The organism is Rhodococcus sp. NPDC056506 (assembly GCF_042794945.1).
Lineage (GTDB): Bacteria > Actinomycetota > Actinomycetes > Mycobacteriales > Mycobacteriaceae > Rhodococcus_F.
This window is the reverse complement of record NZ_JBHTSW010000027.1, coordinates 55,177-71,040: the sequence shown is the minus strand read 5'-3', so window position 1 is coordinate 71,040 and position 15,864 is coordinate 55,177. Positions and strand designations below refer to the sequence as shown.

Sequence of the window (15,864 nt, the reverse complement as noted above, 5' to 3'; positions counted from 1 at the left end):
GGATCAATCCGAGGGCCACCGCTTTTCGGTGTGAAGGTGTGAAACCGGGAGAGCGCTATTGCACGGATTCGAGTGTGCTGCCTCGCGTTTCCTTCACGAACCTCAGGACGACGAACAGCGACAGTAGTGCCATGACTGCGTATCCGGCGTAGGTGTACGACAGATTCCAATCGGCGAGTGCCGGGAACGTCCAGGACACCAGGAAGTTCGCGACCCAGTTGGTGGCGGTGGCGATTCCGACTGCAGCGGCGCGTACCCGGTTCGGGAACATTTCGGAGATCAGTACCCACACCACGGGACCCCAGGACAAAGCGAAGAAGAAGACGAACGCGTTGGCTCCGATGAGTGCGATCGTGGCGTTGGCGCCGGAAAGCGTCGCTACGGATTCACCGATCTCGTTCTTCGTCACTGTTGCCGAATGGAAACAGAATGCTGCGGTGCCCAGCGAGATGGCCATACCGACAGAGCCGACCAGGAGCAGTGGCTTCCGCCCGACGCGATCGATGACGGCGATGGCGACAAACGTACCGACGATGTTCACCAAGGCGCTCACGACGCTGATGAGCAGCGAGCGATCGGCTCCGAAACCAACTGCCTGCCACAGGGTGCTCGAGTAGTAGAAGATCACGTTGATGCCGACCAGCTGCTGCAGTGCGGCGAGTGCGATGCCGACCCAGACCAGATGGGATACGCCGAGCCGCTTCGAGAAGAGCTGACGCACCGTGGTTTTGGCTTGTTTCTCCGTCAGTGATTCGCGGATCTCGTTCATGCGCACGGTGACGGCGTCGTGATCTCCGCCTTCGAGATCGGAGATGATCTTGCGCGCACGATCGTCCTTGCCCTGCGCCACCAGGAATCGTGGAGACTCCGGAATCGTGGTTGTCATGATCAGGTACAGGACTGCGGGAACGGCCTCGAGCATCAGCATCCACTGCCAGGCTTCGAGACCCGCGATCTGATTGCGATCGCCACCGGCCGCGGCTTGGAGTGCGTAGTTGACCAACTGCGATACAGCGATTCCGAGAACGATCGCCAACTGGTACATCGAACCGAGGCGACCGCGTATCGCGGCGGGGGAGATCTCCGCGATGTACGCCGGGGCGATGACGGATGCGAAGCCCACTGCCAGGCCGCCGACCACGCGCCAGAAGGTGAGGTCGTAGACGCTGAACGGAATGGCGGAACCGACGGCGCCGATGATGAACAGCACCGCGGCTATCTGCATGACGCGGATGCGGCCGAGGCGATCTGCGAGTGTGCCTGCGATCCAGGCGCCGAGTGCTGCGCCGAGCAGGGTCAGCGAGACCGTGAGCCCGGTGCCCGAGGCGCCGATGTCGTACTTGTCTCGGATCGCACCGACTGCCCCGTTGATGACGGCGGTGTCGTATCCGAACAGAAAACCACCGAGCGCGGCGGCGCCGGCGAAGAGCACTGCATGTCCGACGTCGGCGCGAGTAGCGCCGGATCCACCGCCGGCGGCGGTTCCGCTGAATGCCATTCCTGCCCCCTCAAAAGGCCCTACGGTCGACACCCCGATGCGTCGATCCATCCGCGAGCACTCTGCACGCTACGCCCACCGGGGCAGATTTGGCGGGGACTCACGCGCCGTTATCCAGCTGAGTCCATTCCGTGGTCGGATCAACCGGTCGCAGAGATGAAGTATTGATTACAGTGGTCATGCAGACAATAAGATCGATGCAGGTGAGGGCGGTTTACTTGCCCGCGAGACGCTCGGCTTTTGTCGCGATGTCCTCGAGATCCTTGGCCATGAATTTCCGGGTCACCCGCGCGCCCAACCGACCGAATACCGCTGTGAAGATCTTCGAGATGCGTGAGCGGGATTCGGATTCACCGGCGAAAAACATCTCGAGGATCGTGCCTGTGGCGTCAGGCTTCAGGGTGAACCCACTCGTGTAGTTCATGCCGTGGGAGTTGGCTTTGACGACCGTGCGGGTGGGAGCCTCGACCTCGGTGACCCACATGTCCTCGGTTGCTTCTTTGCCCATCATCTTCCGAGTTTCACGCCACTTGGTGCCGACGGCGTATCCCTCTCCGGCGAGACGTTCGATCCGGATCACGCCGGAGAGGGTGTCGGCAGCATTGTCGAGGTCCGTGAGGACCTGCCACACGGTGTCGACCGATGCTTTGACGTGTCTGGTCACGGAGATCGAAAGTTCAGCCATGCGGGTGAGCATAAAGACCGTGACCGACACTGCATCTTTTCTAGGCTGTCGCGCGCTTTGCGGCTTCGCTCAACGTGGGTGTGATCTGGCCGAGGACCCACGGCGTGCTGAGGACGTTGACGTTGCTCAGTCCGCCGATGACGCGGGTGTCGCTGAGGAAGGCGGTAGATCCGCGCTTGACAGCGTCGAGTCCGCCGATTGCAGGGACGCTGGAAGGATCGCCGGAGCCGTCGGTGAAGCCGACGATCACATCGGCGTCGATGTCGGCGATGTTCTCGTAGGAGATCGTCTTGAAGAAGGTTCCACCTGCGTTGTCCGCCGCGAGCTTTTCGACGCCGGGCGCATCGACGAATCCGAGTTCCGTCAGAACCTGGACACGCGGATCGGTGGGCAGGTAGACGTTGATGTTGCTCGAATCGGTGTCGAAGTTGACCACTGCCAGTGTCTTTCCGGCGAACTCCGGGTGGGCTGCGGCGGTATCGGCGAGAGTTGCATCGAGGCCGTCGACGAGCTTGTCGGCCTCTTCGCTCTTACCGACGGCCTTGCCGACGATTCGGGTCTGGTCCTGCCAGGTCGTCTGCCACGCTGCGCCGGGGTAGGCAGCCGTCGGTGCGATCTTGCTCAGCTGGTTGTAGACGGACTCCTCGAAGCCCTCGTACGGCGCCAGGATCGCGTCCGGTGTCAATGACGCAATGGTCTCGACCGGCGGTTCGCCGCTCGCCGGCATGTCGAAGAGTGTGGTCTTGTCCGCGTCGAAGTAGTCCTGCGCCCACGGCATGACTCCGTTGTCGTCCGCGCCGTAGGTGTACTTGGGCTGGCCGACCGGAGTGAGATCGAGTGCGTACAGGATGTCTTGTGCGTTCCAGCCGAGGGTGACGAGCCGTTCGGGCTTGGATTCGATCGTCGTCGTGCCGAAGGTGTTCTCGATACTGACAGGGAATCCGTCCGTACCTTGTGATGCTGTCGAGGTGTCCGAATCAGAGGAGCACGAGACAAGGGTGGTGACTGCAATCGCAGCCGCACCGAGGGCGGCGAGGCCCCGAACAGAAGTTTTCATGAAGGGCAGCCTAACCTACTGCTATTGGGCGGCCAAACGAAACCATTCGTGCCGTTTATGCAGGTAGGACTCGGATGTGCACTGCGTTTCGTCGCCCGGAATTTCGGTGCGCGATACTTTCCTCGTGCGATCACAGCAGAAGATTCTCGGCGCCGCCCTCGGTCTGATCGAAGGTGGCGGATTCGAGGCTGTGAACATTGCCGCAGTTGCCACCGCGGCCGGTGTCTCGCGCCAGACGGTGTACTCGATCTTCGGCACACGTGAAGAGGTCGTCTCCCAGGCGATGGGCGGTCTCGCTGTCGAGGTTCTCGGGGAGATCACGGCACAGGTGGAATCGGTCGACACGGCGTGCGACTACGTCGTCGAATTCATCGTTGCCGCGCGCACAGCGGTTCGCGCGCACCCGGTTCTGGCGACGCTGCTGCTTGCCGAGCGGGGAAACCCCGTTTTCGACCTTGAAATGATGAGTCGAGCAATACCTTTCGCTCGTCAGATGCTCGCTCCCATGGTCGAACGTGGTCTCGTCACGGAGGCGGAGTTGGATGAGATAGTGGAAATCGCCGTGCGCCTGGGGCTTTCGGTTGTTGCTTTCGACAGTGACCTCGTCCATTCCGACGACTCCCTGCGGGCCTTTCTCGGGCGATGGCTTGGACCCGCGATGCGGTCGACCTCGTAGATCGTCGTTGCTGTCAATACCTTGACACTTCATTGCGAGAGTGTCTAGTTTTGGCGTGCCCGGAATTCTCTGGCGACATTCTTCGAGGGAGCACCAGTCATGTCCGGAGTCAAACGTAGATCGTTCTTGGCCGGTACGGCCGCCGTGGGAGTTGCGATGATGGCGCCACGCACTGCCAAGGCCGCAACCGGGATTCCGCTGACACGTGAAGAGCACCGCGTCGTGGTAATCGGCTCAGGTTTCGGGGGCGGGGTGACGGCTCTTCGCTTGGCCGAGGCCGGAGTTCCGGTCACCTTGCTGGAGAGAGGGATTCGGTGGCAGACGGGGCCGAATGCCGAGACTTTTCCGCATCCCGCACGTCCGGACAAGCGCATCCTCTGGCATCAGTCCAACCCGACTCTGTTCGGTAGGCCGGCGGTCTTCGAGCCCTATGCAGGTTTGCTGGAGACAGTGACCGGTGAGAACATGACAGCGATCTGCGCTGCCGGCGTGGGCGGCGGATCGCTTGTGTACCAAGGGATGACGCTGCAGCCGGAAGCAGCGGTTTTCAACGCGCATTTCCCGGAAGAACTCGACTATGCACGAATGGACCGCGTCCACTACCCTCGGGTGGCACGGATGCTACAACTGGAAACTGCACCCGAAGAACTGATCTCCAGTCCGAACTACGAGGCGGCACGCGTCTTCGCGCGCAACGCAACGCGTTCCGGTCTTCCGGTGTCGAAAATTCCGATGCCGATCGACTGGAACTTCGCGTTGGCCGAACTTCGGGGTGAGATGAAGCCGTCGTACACCAACGGTGACGGCGCACTCGGGGTCAACAACGGTGGCAAGCATTCGGTGGACGTCACCTACATTGCCGCTGCCGAAGCGACCGGATTGGTGAACGTGGAGACCTTGCACCAGGTCACCGACGTCGAACGGGCAGCTGACGGGCGGTGGCGCGTGTACGTGAACCGGACCGATATTGCCGGCACGGTTCTCGAGAACAAGATCTTGACGACGGATGCGCTCGTGATGGCTGCCGGCAGCATGAACACCACCAAACTCCTGGTCCGCGCCGCGGCAACGGGGCGGATCACGGATCTGGCGGACGAACTCGGCGCGGGGTGGGGGACCAATGCCGACCGGATCTACATCTGGTCGGATCTCACCGAGAACTTCGGTGCCACCCAGGGCGGGCCTGTTGTCTACGGCAGCCGAAACTGGGAAGACCCGCACAACGCGTTCACCGTCATACAGGCGTCGTTCCCGCCCGTGGCGTTCGACGCTCACAGCACGGTGATGGTCGGATTCGGTGTGAGCCGCGACCGAGGTCGGTTCGTGTACGACTCAGCGCGGGGTGAGGCGGTGCTCCATTGGCCGAAGGACGGGGATTCGGCGATCCAGCAAGGCCACATCGGGCCGGCGGCCCACCGGATCGCGGCAGGCGGTCTACTCACCGACACGAACGCGATACTGCCGTCCACGTGGCATCCCCTCGGCGGTGCCTGCATGAACTCGGTGTGCGACCTCGACGGGCGGGTTCTCGGCCAGCGGGGGTTGTACGTGCTCGACGGTGCTCTGCTGCCGGGCAACTCCGCCGCGTGCAATCCATCGATGACCATCGCCGCAGTGGCGGAGCGCGCGCTCGAGAACATCGTGAAAGACGATGTGGGAACACTCTTCTGAGCCGCCGCAAACGTCACGGACGGCGTACCCGAGGGCACGCCGTCCGTGACGGGTCTATCGACTTTCTCAGACGCTGGCAACACCGGGCGCGAGGAAGCGCTTGCCGTTGACGGCCTCGGAGGTACCGGTGCGGTCCAGGTACGGCGTGATGCCGCCGTTCCAGAATCCGAATCCGCCGCCGAGCAGCAGGCAGAGGTCGATGTCCTCGGCTGCCGCTACGACGCCCTCGTCGAGCATGATCTGAATTTCCTCGGCGAACGCGCGACGTGTGCGCTCGAGGACCTCTTCCGAAGTGGACGCCTTGTCACCCTGCGGCCACAGTGCGGCGACCTCGGGGTCGACGGCCTGACCGTTCTCGCCCCAGGTCCACACGCCGGGCTTGCGGGCCTCGACGAGTGCTTCGAGTCCGGGTGAGCTCTTGAACCGGTCCGGGTAGGACTCCTGCAGGGTCTCGCCGGTGTGCAGTGCCACGGCGGGTCCGACGAGGGCCAGCAGCGTGAACGGCGACATCGGCATACCGAGTTCGGCGATCGCATTGTCTGCGACGTCGAAGGGGGTGCCTTCGTCGACAGCGGACATGACCTCACCCAAGGTGCGGGTGACGAGGCGGTTGAAGACGAATCCGGCCTTGTCGCCGCACAGGACGGCGGACTTCTTCAGCGACTTCGCGGTGGCGAAAGCCGTTGCGAGAGTTGCGTCGTCGGTCTTCTCGCCCTTGATGATCTCGAGGAGGGGAAGCACGGCCACCGGGTTGAAGAAGTGGAAGCCCACCACACGCTCGGGATGCTCGAGCCCGGACGCCATCTCCGTGATGGAGAGCGAGGAGGTGTTGGTCGCGAGGATGGTTTCGGGAGCGATGAACTGCTCGAGTTCCGCAAAGACCTTCTTCTTGACGTCCATGTTCTCGAAGACGGCTTCGATGACGAAGTCGGTCTTGGCGAACGCGGCCTTGTCGAGGGAGCCGGAAACGAGTGCCTTGAGGCGGTTCGCGGCGTCGGGGGACAGGCGTCCCTTGCCCTGGAGCTTCTCGATCTCGGTGTGGACGTAGCCGACACCCTTGTCGATGCGCTCCTGGTCGATGTCGGTCAGGATGACCGGCACCTTGAGCTGGCGGACGAAGAGCAGCGCGAGCTGGCTGGCCATGAGGCCGGCACCGACGATGCCGACGCCGCTGACCTTACGAGCGAGTGAGCGATCGGGTGCTCCGGCGGGACGCTTGGCGCGCTTGTTCACCAGATCGAAGGCGTACAGACCAGCACGGAGCTCGTCCGTCAGCAGGAGATCGGCAAGAGCCTCGTCCTCGGCCGCGAAGCCCTTGTCGAGCGAAGCGGCATCGGTGATGTCGGTGCTGCGAGCCAGTTCGAGTAGCTCGACGGCCTTGACGGCGCCGGGTGCATTGCCCTTGGTCTTGCCGTCGACGATCGCCTTCGCGCGGGCGATCGCGTCGTCCCAGCCCTGGCCACGATCGATCTCGGGGCGAGCGGGGGTGACGGTGCCGGCGAGGACCTGCGATGCCCAGGCGAGGGACTGCTCGATGAAGTCGGCGGAGTCGAGAACGACGTCGACGACGCCGAGTTCGAGTGCCTTCTTGGGGGAGAGCACCTTGTTCTGGTTCAGCGAGTTCTCGATCACCACGGTGACGGCGTTGGACGGGCCGACCAGGTTGGGGAGCAGCTGCGTTCCGCCCCAACCGGGGACAAGACCGAGGAATGCTTCCGGAAGGCCCAGCGCGCCCGCGTTGGCGGCAACCGTGCGGTAGTGGCTGTGCAGGCCTACTTCGAGGCCGCCGCCCAGGGCGACGCCGTTGATGAATGCGAACGTGGGAACGGAGGACTCACGGAGGCGTCGGAACACCTTGTGGCCCAAGCGGCCCAGCTCGAGTCCCTGCTCACGCGAGGTGATCGCGGGAACACCCTTGAGGTCCGCGCCGGCGGCGAAGATGAAGGGCTTGCCGGTGACCGCGACGGCTACCGGGTTGGCGGCAAAGGCTTCGTCGAGGGCAGCGTCGAATGCTGCGAGTCCGCCGGGACCGAAGGACGACGGCTTGGTGTGGTCGAAGCCGTTGTCGAGGGTGATCAGTGCAAACGGGCCCTCGATACCGGGAACCGAGATGATCTTGGTGTAGGCGTTCGTGACGACCTCGTCGGCGAATGCTGTTGCAATATCAGACATTTAGTTGACTCCTGCCTGGTAGTCAGCGTGGTTCGGGTTCTCCCAGATGACGGTGCCGCCCATGCCGAGTCCGATGCACATGGTGGTCAAGCCGTAGCGCACGTCGGGGCGTGTCGCGAACTGGCGGGAGAGCTGCGTCATCAGGCGAACGCCCGAGGAAGCGAGGGGGTGGCCACACGCGATGGCGCCGCCCCACTGGTTGACGCGCGGGTCGTCGTCGGCGATTCCGTAGTGCTCGAGGAACGCGAGAACCTGAACGGCGAACGCCTCGTTGATCTCGAAGAGTCCGATGTCCTCGATCTTCAGGCCGGTGCGGGCCAGAAGCTTCTCGGTGGCGGGAACCGGTCCGATGCCCATGACGGCGGGGTCGACGCCCTGGTAAGCAAAGCCGACCATGCGCATGCCGACGGGCAGGCCGAGTTCGGCTGCGGTGTCCTCGCCGGCGAGGAGTGCGGCGGTGGCGCCGTCGTTGAGTCCGGCGGCGTTACCTGCGGTGATGCGTCCGGCCGGGCGGAACGGCGTCTTGAGCTTCGCGAGGTCCTCGACGGTGGTTCCGGGACGCGGCGGCTCGTCCTCGGTGGCGAGGCCCCAACCGGCTGAGCTGCGAGTCGCGACGGGAACCAGTGTATCGGCGATGAAGCCGGCCTTCTTGGCGGCGTCGTACTTGTTCTGGCTGTTCACGGCGTACGCGTCCGTGCGGTCCTTCGTGATGGTCGGGAACCGGTCGTGCAGGTTCTCGGCAGTGTTACCCATCACGAGGGCGCTCGGATCGACCAGGCGGTCGGCGAGGAAACGCGGGTTGGGGTCGGCGCCCTCACCCATCGGGTGGTGACCCATGTGCTCGACGCCACCGGCGATCACGACGTCGTACTGGCCGAAGCCGATACCCGACGCGGTCGTGGTGACGGCCGTCATCGCGCCGGCACACATGCGGTCGATGGCGAATCCGGGAACGGTTTCGGGGAGACCGGCGAGGATCGCAGCGGTGCGGCCGATGGTCAGGCCCTGGTCACCGGTCTGCGTCGTGGCTGCGACGGCCACTTCGTCGATCCGCGCGGGATCGAGCTGCGGGTTACGACGAAGCAGCTCACGAATCGCCTTGACGACGAGATCGTCTGCGCGTGTGTCGGCGTACATGCCTTTCGGGCCGGCCTTGCCGAACGGGGTGCGAATGCCGTCGACGAAGACGACGTTGCGTTGGTTGTTTGTGGATGGAGCCACGCGAATTCCTCCTGATGGAGCTGCCCACCGCACCGAAGGGCGGTGAGACGTTGGTTCGGCGATCACGGCCAGGCGTCCGGCCTCGTATCGAGCGTACTACTGCCCATTACTGACCGGTAACTTAACGTGCCGAATTGCTCCAACCTCACACCGGGGTCAGGTCAGGATTCAGGCTCGTCCACTTCGGGCTCGGCCGGGACCACGGAGTTCAGTGCCTCGGCGAGGACGGGAACCGTCAAAGTGCGTTGCCAGCCACGTGCGCCACCGGAAGTGAGCTTGGTCTCGATTGCACTCTCGACTTCGGCGATGTCCGAGTCGGGTTCCAATTTCCAGTCCCAGCACAGGCGCCTGACCAGGTCGGGTTGGAGCAGGTTTTCCACCGGTACCGAAACCTCTTTGCTCAGGTCCGACAGTGCTGCGCGCGCCGCCGTCAACCGGTCGGCAGCGGCTGGATCCTGTCGAGCCCAGCGACCGGCGGCGGGGGGCCCGACGATCGGCGGGGTCTTCGGCGGAAGCTCACTGTCGGGGAGCCTGCGCGCTGCTTCGAGTGCATCCATCCAAATACGCGAATAACGGCGTTGACGTGGTCCGCCGAAGACGGGAAGGGAGCGGAGCGCGTCCAACGACTGAGGGTCTTTGAGAGCGGCATCGATGATCGCGGAGTCGGGAAGGACCCGGCTCGGCGACACGTCGCGTTTGCGTGCGAGATCCTCACGGGCCTGCCACAGCGCCCGCACTGCCGCCAACTGACGGGTGGTCTTGAGTGAGGTGATGTGCGACGTACGACGCCAACGGTCAGGCTTGGGTTTAGGCGGGCCGGCCAGCCGGATGTACTCGAACTCTTCCTTCGCCCACTCGAGCTTGCCTTGTGATTCGAGTTCGGCCTCCATCGCGTCGCGCAGCTCGAGAAGCACTTCGACGTCGAGGGCGGCGTAGTTCAACCAGGCCTCCGGCAGTGGGCGCGTCGACCAGTCGGCAGCGCCGTGACCCTTGCGAAGTTCCACCCGCAGGGTTCGTTCGACTATCGCGGCCAGTCCGACTCGCTCGAAGCCTGCCAGTCGTCCGGCCAGTTCGGTGTCGAAGAGTTCTGCTGGTGTCAGGCCCAATTCGGCGAGGCCGGGGAGATCTTGATCCGCCGAGTGCAGCACCCATTGCAACGGGTTGATCGCCTCGGCCAACGGCTGTAGATCTTGCGCCGTCGGAATCGGATCGAGCAGGAACGATCCTGCGCCCTCGCGTCGGAGCTGGATCAGGTACGCCCGTGCCGAATAGCGGAATCCGGATGCCCGCTCGGCGTCCACGGCGAGCGGGCCGTGGCCGGAAGCCAGCGCGGCTGCGGCGGCTGCGACGCCGGCGGCAGTGGTGATGACTTCCGGAACTCCGTCACGAGGTACGAGCAGCGGAACTACGTCGGAGGTGGGCTCGGTCGCATCATCGGTGACTTCGGACATGGTCACTGACTCTACGTCGCAGTGGGGACAGTGGTTGTCACCTCAGCCTCGAACAGTTCGTCGAGAGCTGCCCCGAAACCTTGCGCGAGCTGGTCCAATTCGGGTGCCAGATCAGAGCAACTGACGATGCCGACGTCGAGTTTTCCGTCGAGCGACATCACCGTCACGTTGAGGCCCGCCCCGTGAAAGATCGGACCGAGGGGGAACATTCCTTTGATTTGCGCGCCCAAAAAGTAGAGCGGGACCGGCGGCCCTGGCACGTTGGAGACCACCAGGTTGGACACGACGGGGTGACGTTCGGCGAGCTTGAGTGACGAGTACACGCGCATAGCGGCGCCGAACACCGCCGGCGATGCGAACTGCGACCAGTCTTGAAGCATGTTCGCCCCGAGTGCTTCGTTGTGGTTCTTCGAGGTGGCGTTGTAATCGCTGATCGCGTGCAGACGTTCGACCGGATCGGCGATCTGGGTGCCGAGTTGCGTGAACATGCCCGAGATCTGGTTCGTGCCCGGACGATCGGATTTGCCGTGGACCGACACCGGCACCATGGCGACGAGGGAATCCTCCGGCAGTTCGTCCCGTTCTTCCAGGTACTTACGCAATGCTCCGGCGCAGAGCGCGAGAACCACGTCGTTGACCTTCACGCCGTGACGGTCTTTGACGGCTTTGACCTTCGCGAGATCGAGTTGGCTGAACGCGACGTTGCGGTGACCGGTGATGGCGCCGTTGAACGAGGTCCGCGGCGCGGTGAACGGCGCAGGCATGGCTTCACCCTTCCGTGCGCGCGTCACCCACTTGGGGAGCATGGCGATTCCGCCGGGAACAAGTCGGGCAATTCGTGCGGGCCGTGCGATCACGGCCATGAGCCCGCCGAGTGCGATGTCAAGCGTTCCCGCGTCGCCTGCACCCTGAGCGTCGGGGTCCACCAGGGCCGGTGAATCCGGTTCGAGGCTGCACAGCTGAGCCAGGATGTTTGCGCCGGTTATGCCGTCGGCGGCGCTGTGATGGATCTTCGACATGACCGCGATCTGTCCGTCGGCGAGTCCCTCGATGACCCACATCTCCCACAGTGGACGCGACCGATCCAATGGCTGGCTGGCGATGTGCCCGGCAAGTTCCGCCAGTTCCGCGTGGGTGCCCGGCGCGGGTACCGCGGTCCGATGGCAATGCCGCTCGATGTCGAAATCGTGATCGTCGACCCACACCGGGTAGTCGAGATTGAGGCGCGAATCCTTGAGTTTGCGCCGGAAGGTCGGCATGGTGGCCATCCGCGAGTCCAACTCGCGAAGCAGCTTCCGGTAGTCGTAACCGCCCGGGATGGTCGTGGGGTCGAGCAGGACAAGTCCACAAACGTGCAATAGCTGGGTCGGTGTTTCCAAGTAGAGGAAGGTCGCGTCGAGTCCGCTGAGACGTTGCATGACTCATTTTAGAACAGGTTCTAGTATTTTTCCGGGGGAATGCTCAAACGAGTAGCAGAGTCAGTCGTTCTGCCGCGACAGCGTGGTTATCCCGGCGGGAGGAAGTCCCGCCGCATAGGCGAGAACTTCACAGAAAGCCTCGACGTGGTGGGCCAGTTCGGACGAAGTTGCAGTCCAGGACGCTCGGAGTTCGAGCTGATGGGCTCGGGGCGGCCCGGCGATGTCGCCGTAGCGCACCGAAGTTGTGGCCGTGACCGTACCGCCCAGGGCGACAAAAGGTTCCGGCCCCGCCTCCAACGCGTCCACCAGCCAACTCCAGGCTACTTCGGGAAGCAGTGGATCCGCGGCGACCGCTTCGTCGAGATCGGCCTGGATATAGGCGACCAACCGCATGGTGCCGTTCCACGCCTCGTCGCCGTCCGGATCGAACAGCAGGATTAGGCGGCCGAAAGCGTCACCTTCGGATTGCTCTGCCACGACGTCGGAGTCCGGATGCAGTACCTCCGCCCCCACGGCGTGGCTGTACGGAGCGAGACGCTGCGGCGGACGGATGGGACCGACCTCTATCTCGGGCCGAACCCGCGCAGCGGTCATCGCCTCCACGGCGGCACGGAACTCGGCCGGGTCGGCTGTCGATCCGGATGTCGTCACAGGTCAGGACGTTAGTCGGGGATGCGGGCGGGTAGGTGGAGGCGCGCCGACCGAGTGTGGCTCGGGTGTGGGGGCGCTCACGAACCGCTCGGGTGTCCGATCCGGAGTGTGGGACATGGCAGCATTGAGTCGATCGAAGACACACGTTGGCGGAGAGCGCGAGGACTGATGAGCGGGTTGGACAACATGAATTCAGGCACCACCGGGTCGGCGGAATACAGCGCTCGGCGAGTTTTGCCCGACGCACCGTTGCTTGCCGCGGCGACCGGACGCACTCCGAGCCGACGGCCGGTGTGGTTCATGCGCCAGGCCGGGCGTTCGCTGCCGGAGTATCGCGAGATCCGCGCGGGGATCGGCATGTTGGAATCATGTTTCGATCCGGCACTGGTCTGTGAGATCACGATGCAGCCGGTGCGCCGTCACGACGTGGACGCGGCAATCCTGTTCTCGGACATCGTTGTTCCGCTCAAAGCCGCGGGAATCGATCTCGACATCGTTGCCGGCGTCGGACCGGTGGTTGCCAATCCGGTTCGCTCCGTCGCCGACGTCGCAGCACTCCCGCGTCTGGTCCCCGAAGAGGTAGGCGCAATCGCGCAGGCAGTTCGGCTTCTCACCGTCGAGTTGGGCTCGACTCCGCTGATCGGTTTTGCCGGAGCGCCGTTCACGTTGGCGTCGTATCTGGTCGAGGGCGGTCCGAGCCGGAACCACGAGAAGACCAAAGCGCTCATGCACTCCGACCCGAAGACCTGGCACGCGTTGCTCGGAAGCTTGGCGGACACCACGATCTGCTTCCTGCAAGCGCAGCTCAAGGCAGGTGTCGACGCAGTCCAGTTGTTCGACTCGTGGGCCGGCGCACTCTCGCTGGCCGACTACCGGGAATTTGTTCTCCCGCATTCCGAGCGCGTATTCGCCGAGGTTGCCGCTGCCGGCGTTCCGCGCATCCACTTCGGAGTCGGAACCGGTGAACTCCTCGGCGCGATGGGGGAGGCCGGCGCCGACGTCGTGGGTGTCGACTGGCGGATCCCGCTCGACGTCGCGGCAGGTCGTGTCGGTCCGCGCAAGGCACTGCAGGGCAATCTCGATCCCGCGGTCCTGTTCGCGGGCCCCGAGGTGATCGATCGCGAAGTACGACGGATCGCCGCCGAAGGGGATCGCGCGATTGAAGCCGGTGCCATCGGCCACATCTTCAATCTCGGCCACGGAGTTCTTCCCGACACCGATCCCACGGCGATCACCGCGGCGGTGGAGCTGGTGCACTCGCTGTGACGACCACTCGGCCGTCGGTCGCGGTGATCGGAGGCGGAATCTCCGGTCTGGTTGCCGCGTACCGGCTTCGGCGCAGTCTGGGTTACGATGCCGACATCACGGTCGTCGACGACTCACCGCGACTGGGAGGGAAGCTGCGAACAGTTGATCTGGGCGGCGGACCGATCGACATCGGCGCCGAGGCGTTCATCGCCCGTCGACCCGAGGTTCCCGCGCTTCTTGCCGAGCTGGGATTGACCGATCAGATCGTCTATCCCGCGGGGTTGAGCCCGTTGATCTGGTCTCGGGGATCACTGAATCGGTTGCCCACCGGAACCCTGATGGGAATTCCGGCGTCGGCGGAGTCGGTGCGAGATCTTGTCGACGAGCAGACCCTGGCGCGCATAGCGGCCGAGCCGGCTTTCCCGTTCGAGTGGACCCGCGGTTCCGATTGCAGTGTTGCCGAACTGGTTTCGCAGCGATTCGGTGATCAGGTGGTCAGCCGATCGGTGGATCCGCTTCTGGGCGGGGTGTACTCGGGGCTGGCGGAGACCATCGGCGTCCGCGCAGCATTGCCGACGCTCGCTGCGGCGCTCGATGCCGGGGCTCAGAGCCTCACGGATGCAGTCGCGGCTGCGTTGCCGACCCCTGGGCCCGGACCGGTGTTCGGAGCGCTCAGGGACGGTTACGGCGTCCTGCTCGATGCGCTGCGGGAGGCCGCCGACGCGACTTTCGTCCGTGGAGAGGCCTCGGAGTTACGCCGGGACGGGACGGGTTGGCACGTCGATCCGCTCGGCACCGTGGACGCGGTCATTCTGGCGGTCCCGGCGCCGCGTGCAGCGACGCTGTTGGCCGGAGTCGATACGGATATTGCGAGTACCGTCGCTCGGATCGAACTGGCGTCGTCCGCGGTGGTGGCGCTCCGCTTGTCCGGGCAGGTCGAACTGCCGCAGAATTCGGGGATTCTTGTTGCCACCGACGCCGACCTGACCGCCAAGGCGTTCACGTTGTCGAGTCGAAAATGGACGCACCTCGCTGATCGCGGCGAGCATCTCGTTCGGGTGTCGTTCGGCCGATTCGGTGCATCGGAGATCGTCGACCGGCCGGATGGGGAACTGATCGAACTCGCGCGGGCCGATCTCGAGGTCGTGACCGGAATCACCGAGGAGCCGAGAGCAAGCTTCGTCCAGCGGTGGCACGGCGGTCTTCCCCAGTACGCCCCAGGTCACACGGAAATCGTGGCTGAAATCGAGTCCGAGATGACGCAGTTCGACGGTCTCGAAGTGGCCGGGTCATGGCTGCACGGCGTCGGGGTTCCGGCGTGTGTCGCAGTCGGCACGACGGCGGCTACACGGATATTCGAGCGAGTGGCACGATAGACCCATGGCACGCCTTGATTTCGACAAACTGAACTCTGAAATCCGTTACCTCATGTTCTCCGTGTTCCAGGTGGAACCCGGTGTGCTGGGCGATGATCGGGAAGCTGCGGTCAAGGACGCCCGCTTGTTCTTCGAGGGTCTCGAAGACAAGGGCGTCGCAGTTCGCGGCATCTACGACGTCGCCGGCTTGCGCGCCGACGCGGACTTCATGATCTGGACCCACGCGGCCAGCATCGAGGAGCTGCAGGCCGCGTACGCGGATTTCCGTCGCACCACGGTCCTCGGACAGGCGAGTGCTCCGATCTGGAGCAACTCGGCGGTGCACCGCCCCGCGGAGTTCAACAAGAGCCACGTGCCCTCCTTCATCGCGGGTGAGGATCCGGGCGACTACATCTGCGTCTACCCGTTCGTCCGCTCGTACGAGTGGTACCTGCTCCCCGACGAGGAGCGTCGCAAGATGCTCGCCGATCACGGTATGGCTGCTCGTTCGTACAAGGACGTTCGCGCTAACACGGTCCCGGCCTTCGCGCTGGGGGACTACGAGTGGATTCTCGCGTTCGAAGCGCCGGAGCTCATCCGTATCGTCGATCTGATGCGCGATCTGCGTGCCACCGAAGCTCGCTTGCACGTTCGCGAAGAGGTGCCGTTCTTCACGGGGCCGCGCGTGGACATCGAGAAGCTGGTCCTTTCCCTTCCCTGACCTACTTCGAAGGTAGTTTCTGTGACAACTGCACCGAACC

General features: G+C 64.1%; 13 protein-coding genes. 5 read left to right on the top strand and 8 right to left on the bottom strand.

The window, feature by feature from the left end; all coding sequences use genetic code 11:
- Positions 1-55 precede the first annotated feature (55 nt).
- The 3 genes from ACFQ6H_RS20435 to ACFQ6H_RS20425 form a co-directional block, all read right to left on the bottom strand.
- On the bottom strand, positions 56-1,498 hold the full coding sequence (locus ACFQ6H_RS20435; protein ID WP_378445834.1) for a sugar porter family MFS transporter: 1,443 nt from the start codon (positions 1,496-1,498) through the stop codon (positions 56-58).
- A 214-nt stretch (positions 1,499-1,712) separates the two neighbouring features.
- Positions 1,713-2,183 carry an SRPBCC family protein gene (locus ACFQ6H_RS20430; protein WP_378648209.1) on the bottom strand — a complete coding sequence of 157 codons (471 nt, stop codon included), beginning with the start codon at positions 2,181-2,183 and terminating at the stop codon, positions 1,713-1,715.
- 40 nt (positions 2,184-2,223) lie between these two features.
- Positions 2,224-3,240 (bottom strand): iron-siderophore ABC transporter substrate-binding protein, encoded by a 1,017-nt coding sequence (locus ACFQ6H_RS20425; RefSeq protein ID WP_378648207.1) that lies wholly within the window; start codon positions 3,238-3,240, stop codon positions 2,224-2,226.
- A 124-nt stretch (positions 3,241-3,364) separates the two neighbouring features.
- On the opposite strand from ACFQ6H_RS20425, the gene ACFQ6H_RS20420 reads away from it, so the two are divergent.
- The gene (locus tag ACFQ6H_RS20420; RefSeq protein WP_378648205.1) at positions 3,365-3,916 is read left to right on the top strand and encodes a TetR/AcrR family transcriptional regulator; all 552 of its coding nucleotides are present in this window, start codon (positions 3,365-3,367) and stop codon (positions 3,914-3,916) included.
- A 99-nt stretch (positions 3,917-4,015) separates the two neighbouring features.
- The gene (locus tag ACFQ6H_RS20415) at positions 4,016-5,587 is read left to right on the top strand and encodes a GMC oxidoreductase (protein ID WP_378648203.1); all 1,572 of its coding nucleotides are present in this window, start codon (positions 4,016-4,018) and stop codon (positions 5,585-5,587) included.
- A gap of 66 nt (positions 5,588-5,653) precedes the next feature.
- On the opposite strand, the gene ACFQ6H_RS20410 is transcribed toward ACFQ6H_RS20415, so the two are convergent.
- The 5 genes from ACFQ6H_RS20410 to ACFQ6H_RS20390 all read right to left on the bottom strand — a co-directional run bounded on the left by ACFQ6H_RS20410 (position 5,654) and on the right by ACFQ6H_RS20390 (position 12,500).
- Positions 5,654-7,759: a 3-hydroxyacyl-CoA dehydrogenase NAD-binding domain-containing protein gene (locus tag ACFQ6H_RS20410; RefSeq protein WP_283304526.1), complete on the bottom strand. Its 2,106-nt coding sequence runs from the start codon at positions 7,757-7,759 to the stop codon at positions 5,654-5,656.
- The gene (locus tag ACFQ6H_RS20405) at positions 7,760-8,980 is read right to left on the bottom strand and encodes a thiolase family protein (RefSeq protein WP_003942598.1); all 1,221 of its coding nucleotides are present in this window, start codon (positions 8,978-8,980) and stop codon (positions 7,760-7,762) included.
- Positions 8,981-9,141: 161 nt separating this feature from the next.
- Positions 9,142-10,431: an HRDC domain-containing protein gene (locus tag ACFQ6H_RS20400; protein ID WP_378648201.1), complete on the bottom strand. Its 1,290-nt coding sequence runs from the start codon at positions 10,429-10,431 to the stop codon at positions 9,142-9,144.
- Positions 10,432-10,442: 11 nt separating this feature from the next.
- Positions 10,443-11,849 (bottom strand): wax ester/triacylglycerol synthase family O-acyltransferase, encoded by a 1,407-nt coding sequence (locus ACFQ6H_RS20395; protein ID WP_378648199.1) that lies wholly within the window; start codon positions 11,847-11,849, stop codon positions 10,443-10,445.
- Positions 11,850-11,909: 60 nt separating this feature from the next.
- Positions 11,910-12,500: a DUF3000 domain-containing protein gene (locus tag ACFQ6H_RS20390; protein ID WP_003942604.1), complete on the bottom strand. Its 591-nt coding sequence runs from the start codon at positions 12,498-12,500 to the stop codon at positions 11,910-11,912.
- Between the two features lie 168 nt (positions 12,501-12,668).
- Between ACFQ6H_RS20390 and hemE the strand changes: the two genes are divergently transcribed.
- Genes hemE through hemQ form a run of 3 tightly spaced genes read left to right on the top strand, consistent with a single transcriptional unit; the run spans position 12,669 to position 15,824 of the window.
- Positions 12,669-13,766: a uroporphyrinogen decarboxylase gene (hemE, locus tag ACFQ6H_RS20385; RefSeq protein WP_378648197.1), complete on the top strand. Its 1,098-nt coding sequence runs from the start codon at positions 12,669-12,671 to the stop codon at positions 13,764-13,766.
- The gene (locus ACFQ6H_RS20380) at positions 13,763-15,124 is read left to right on the top strand and encodes a protoporphyrinogen oxidase (RefSeq protein ID WP_378648195.1); all 1,362 of its coding nucleotides are present in this window, start codon (positions 13,763-13,765) and stop codon (positions 15,122-15,124) included. The genes hemE and ACFQ6H_RS20380 overlap by 4 nt, the downstream gene beginning before the upstream one ends.
- A 4-nt stretch (positions 15,125-15,128) precedes the next feature.
- Positions 15,129-15,824, top strand: coding sequence for a hydrogen peroxide-dependent heme synthase (gene hemQ, locus ACFQ6H_RS20375; RefSeq protein ID WP_378648193.1), 696 nt, complete (start codon positions 15,129-15,131; stop codon positions 15,822-15,824).
- Positions 15,825-15,864: the final 40 nt, after the last annotated feature.

What these genes read in the sequence shown, in the direction of transcription:
- ACFQ6H_RS20435 (WP_378445834.1), bottom strand. Translation starts at nt 1,498, where the DNA reads ATGGCATTCAGCGGAACCGCCGCCGGCGGTGGATCCGGCGCTACTCGC.
- ACFQ6H_RS20430 (WP_378648209.1), bottom strand. Translation starts at nt 2,183, where the DNA reads ATGGCTGAACTTTCGATCTCCGTGACCAGACACGTCAAAGCATCGGTC.
- ACFQ6H_RS20425 (WP_378648207.1), bottom strand. Translation starts at nt 3,240, where the DNA reads ATGAAAACTTCTGTTCGGGGCCTCGCCGCCCTCGGTGCGGCTGCGATT.
- ACFQ6H_RS20415 (WP_378648203.1), top strand. Translation starts at nt 4,016, where the DNA reads ATGTCCGGAGTCAAACGTAGATCGTTCTTGGCCGGTACGGCCGCCGTG.
- ACFQ6H_RS20410 (WP_283304526.1), bottom strand. Translation starts at nt 7,759, where the DNA reads ATGTCTGATATTGCAACAGCATTCGCCGACGAGGTCGTCACGAACGCC.
- ACFQ6H_RS20400 (WP_378648201.1), bottom strand. Translation starts at nt 10,431, where the DNA reads ATGTCCGAAGTCACCGATGATGCGACCGAGCCCACCTCCGACGTAGTT.
- ACFQ6H_RS20395 (WP_378648199.1), bottom strand. Translation starts at nt 11,849, where the DNA reads ATGCAACGTCTCAGCGGACTCGACGCGACCTTCCTCTACTTGGAAACA.
- hemE (WP_378648197.1), top strand. Translation starts at nt 12,669, where the DNA reads ATGAGCGGGTTGGACAACATGAATTCAGGCACCACCGGGTCGGCGGAA.
- hemQ (WP_378648193.1), top strand. Translation starts at nt 15,129, where the DNA reads ATGGCACGCCTTGATTTCGACAAACTGAACTCTGAAATCCGTTACCTC.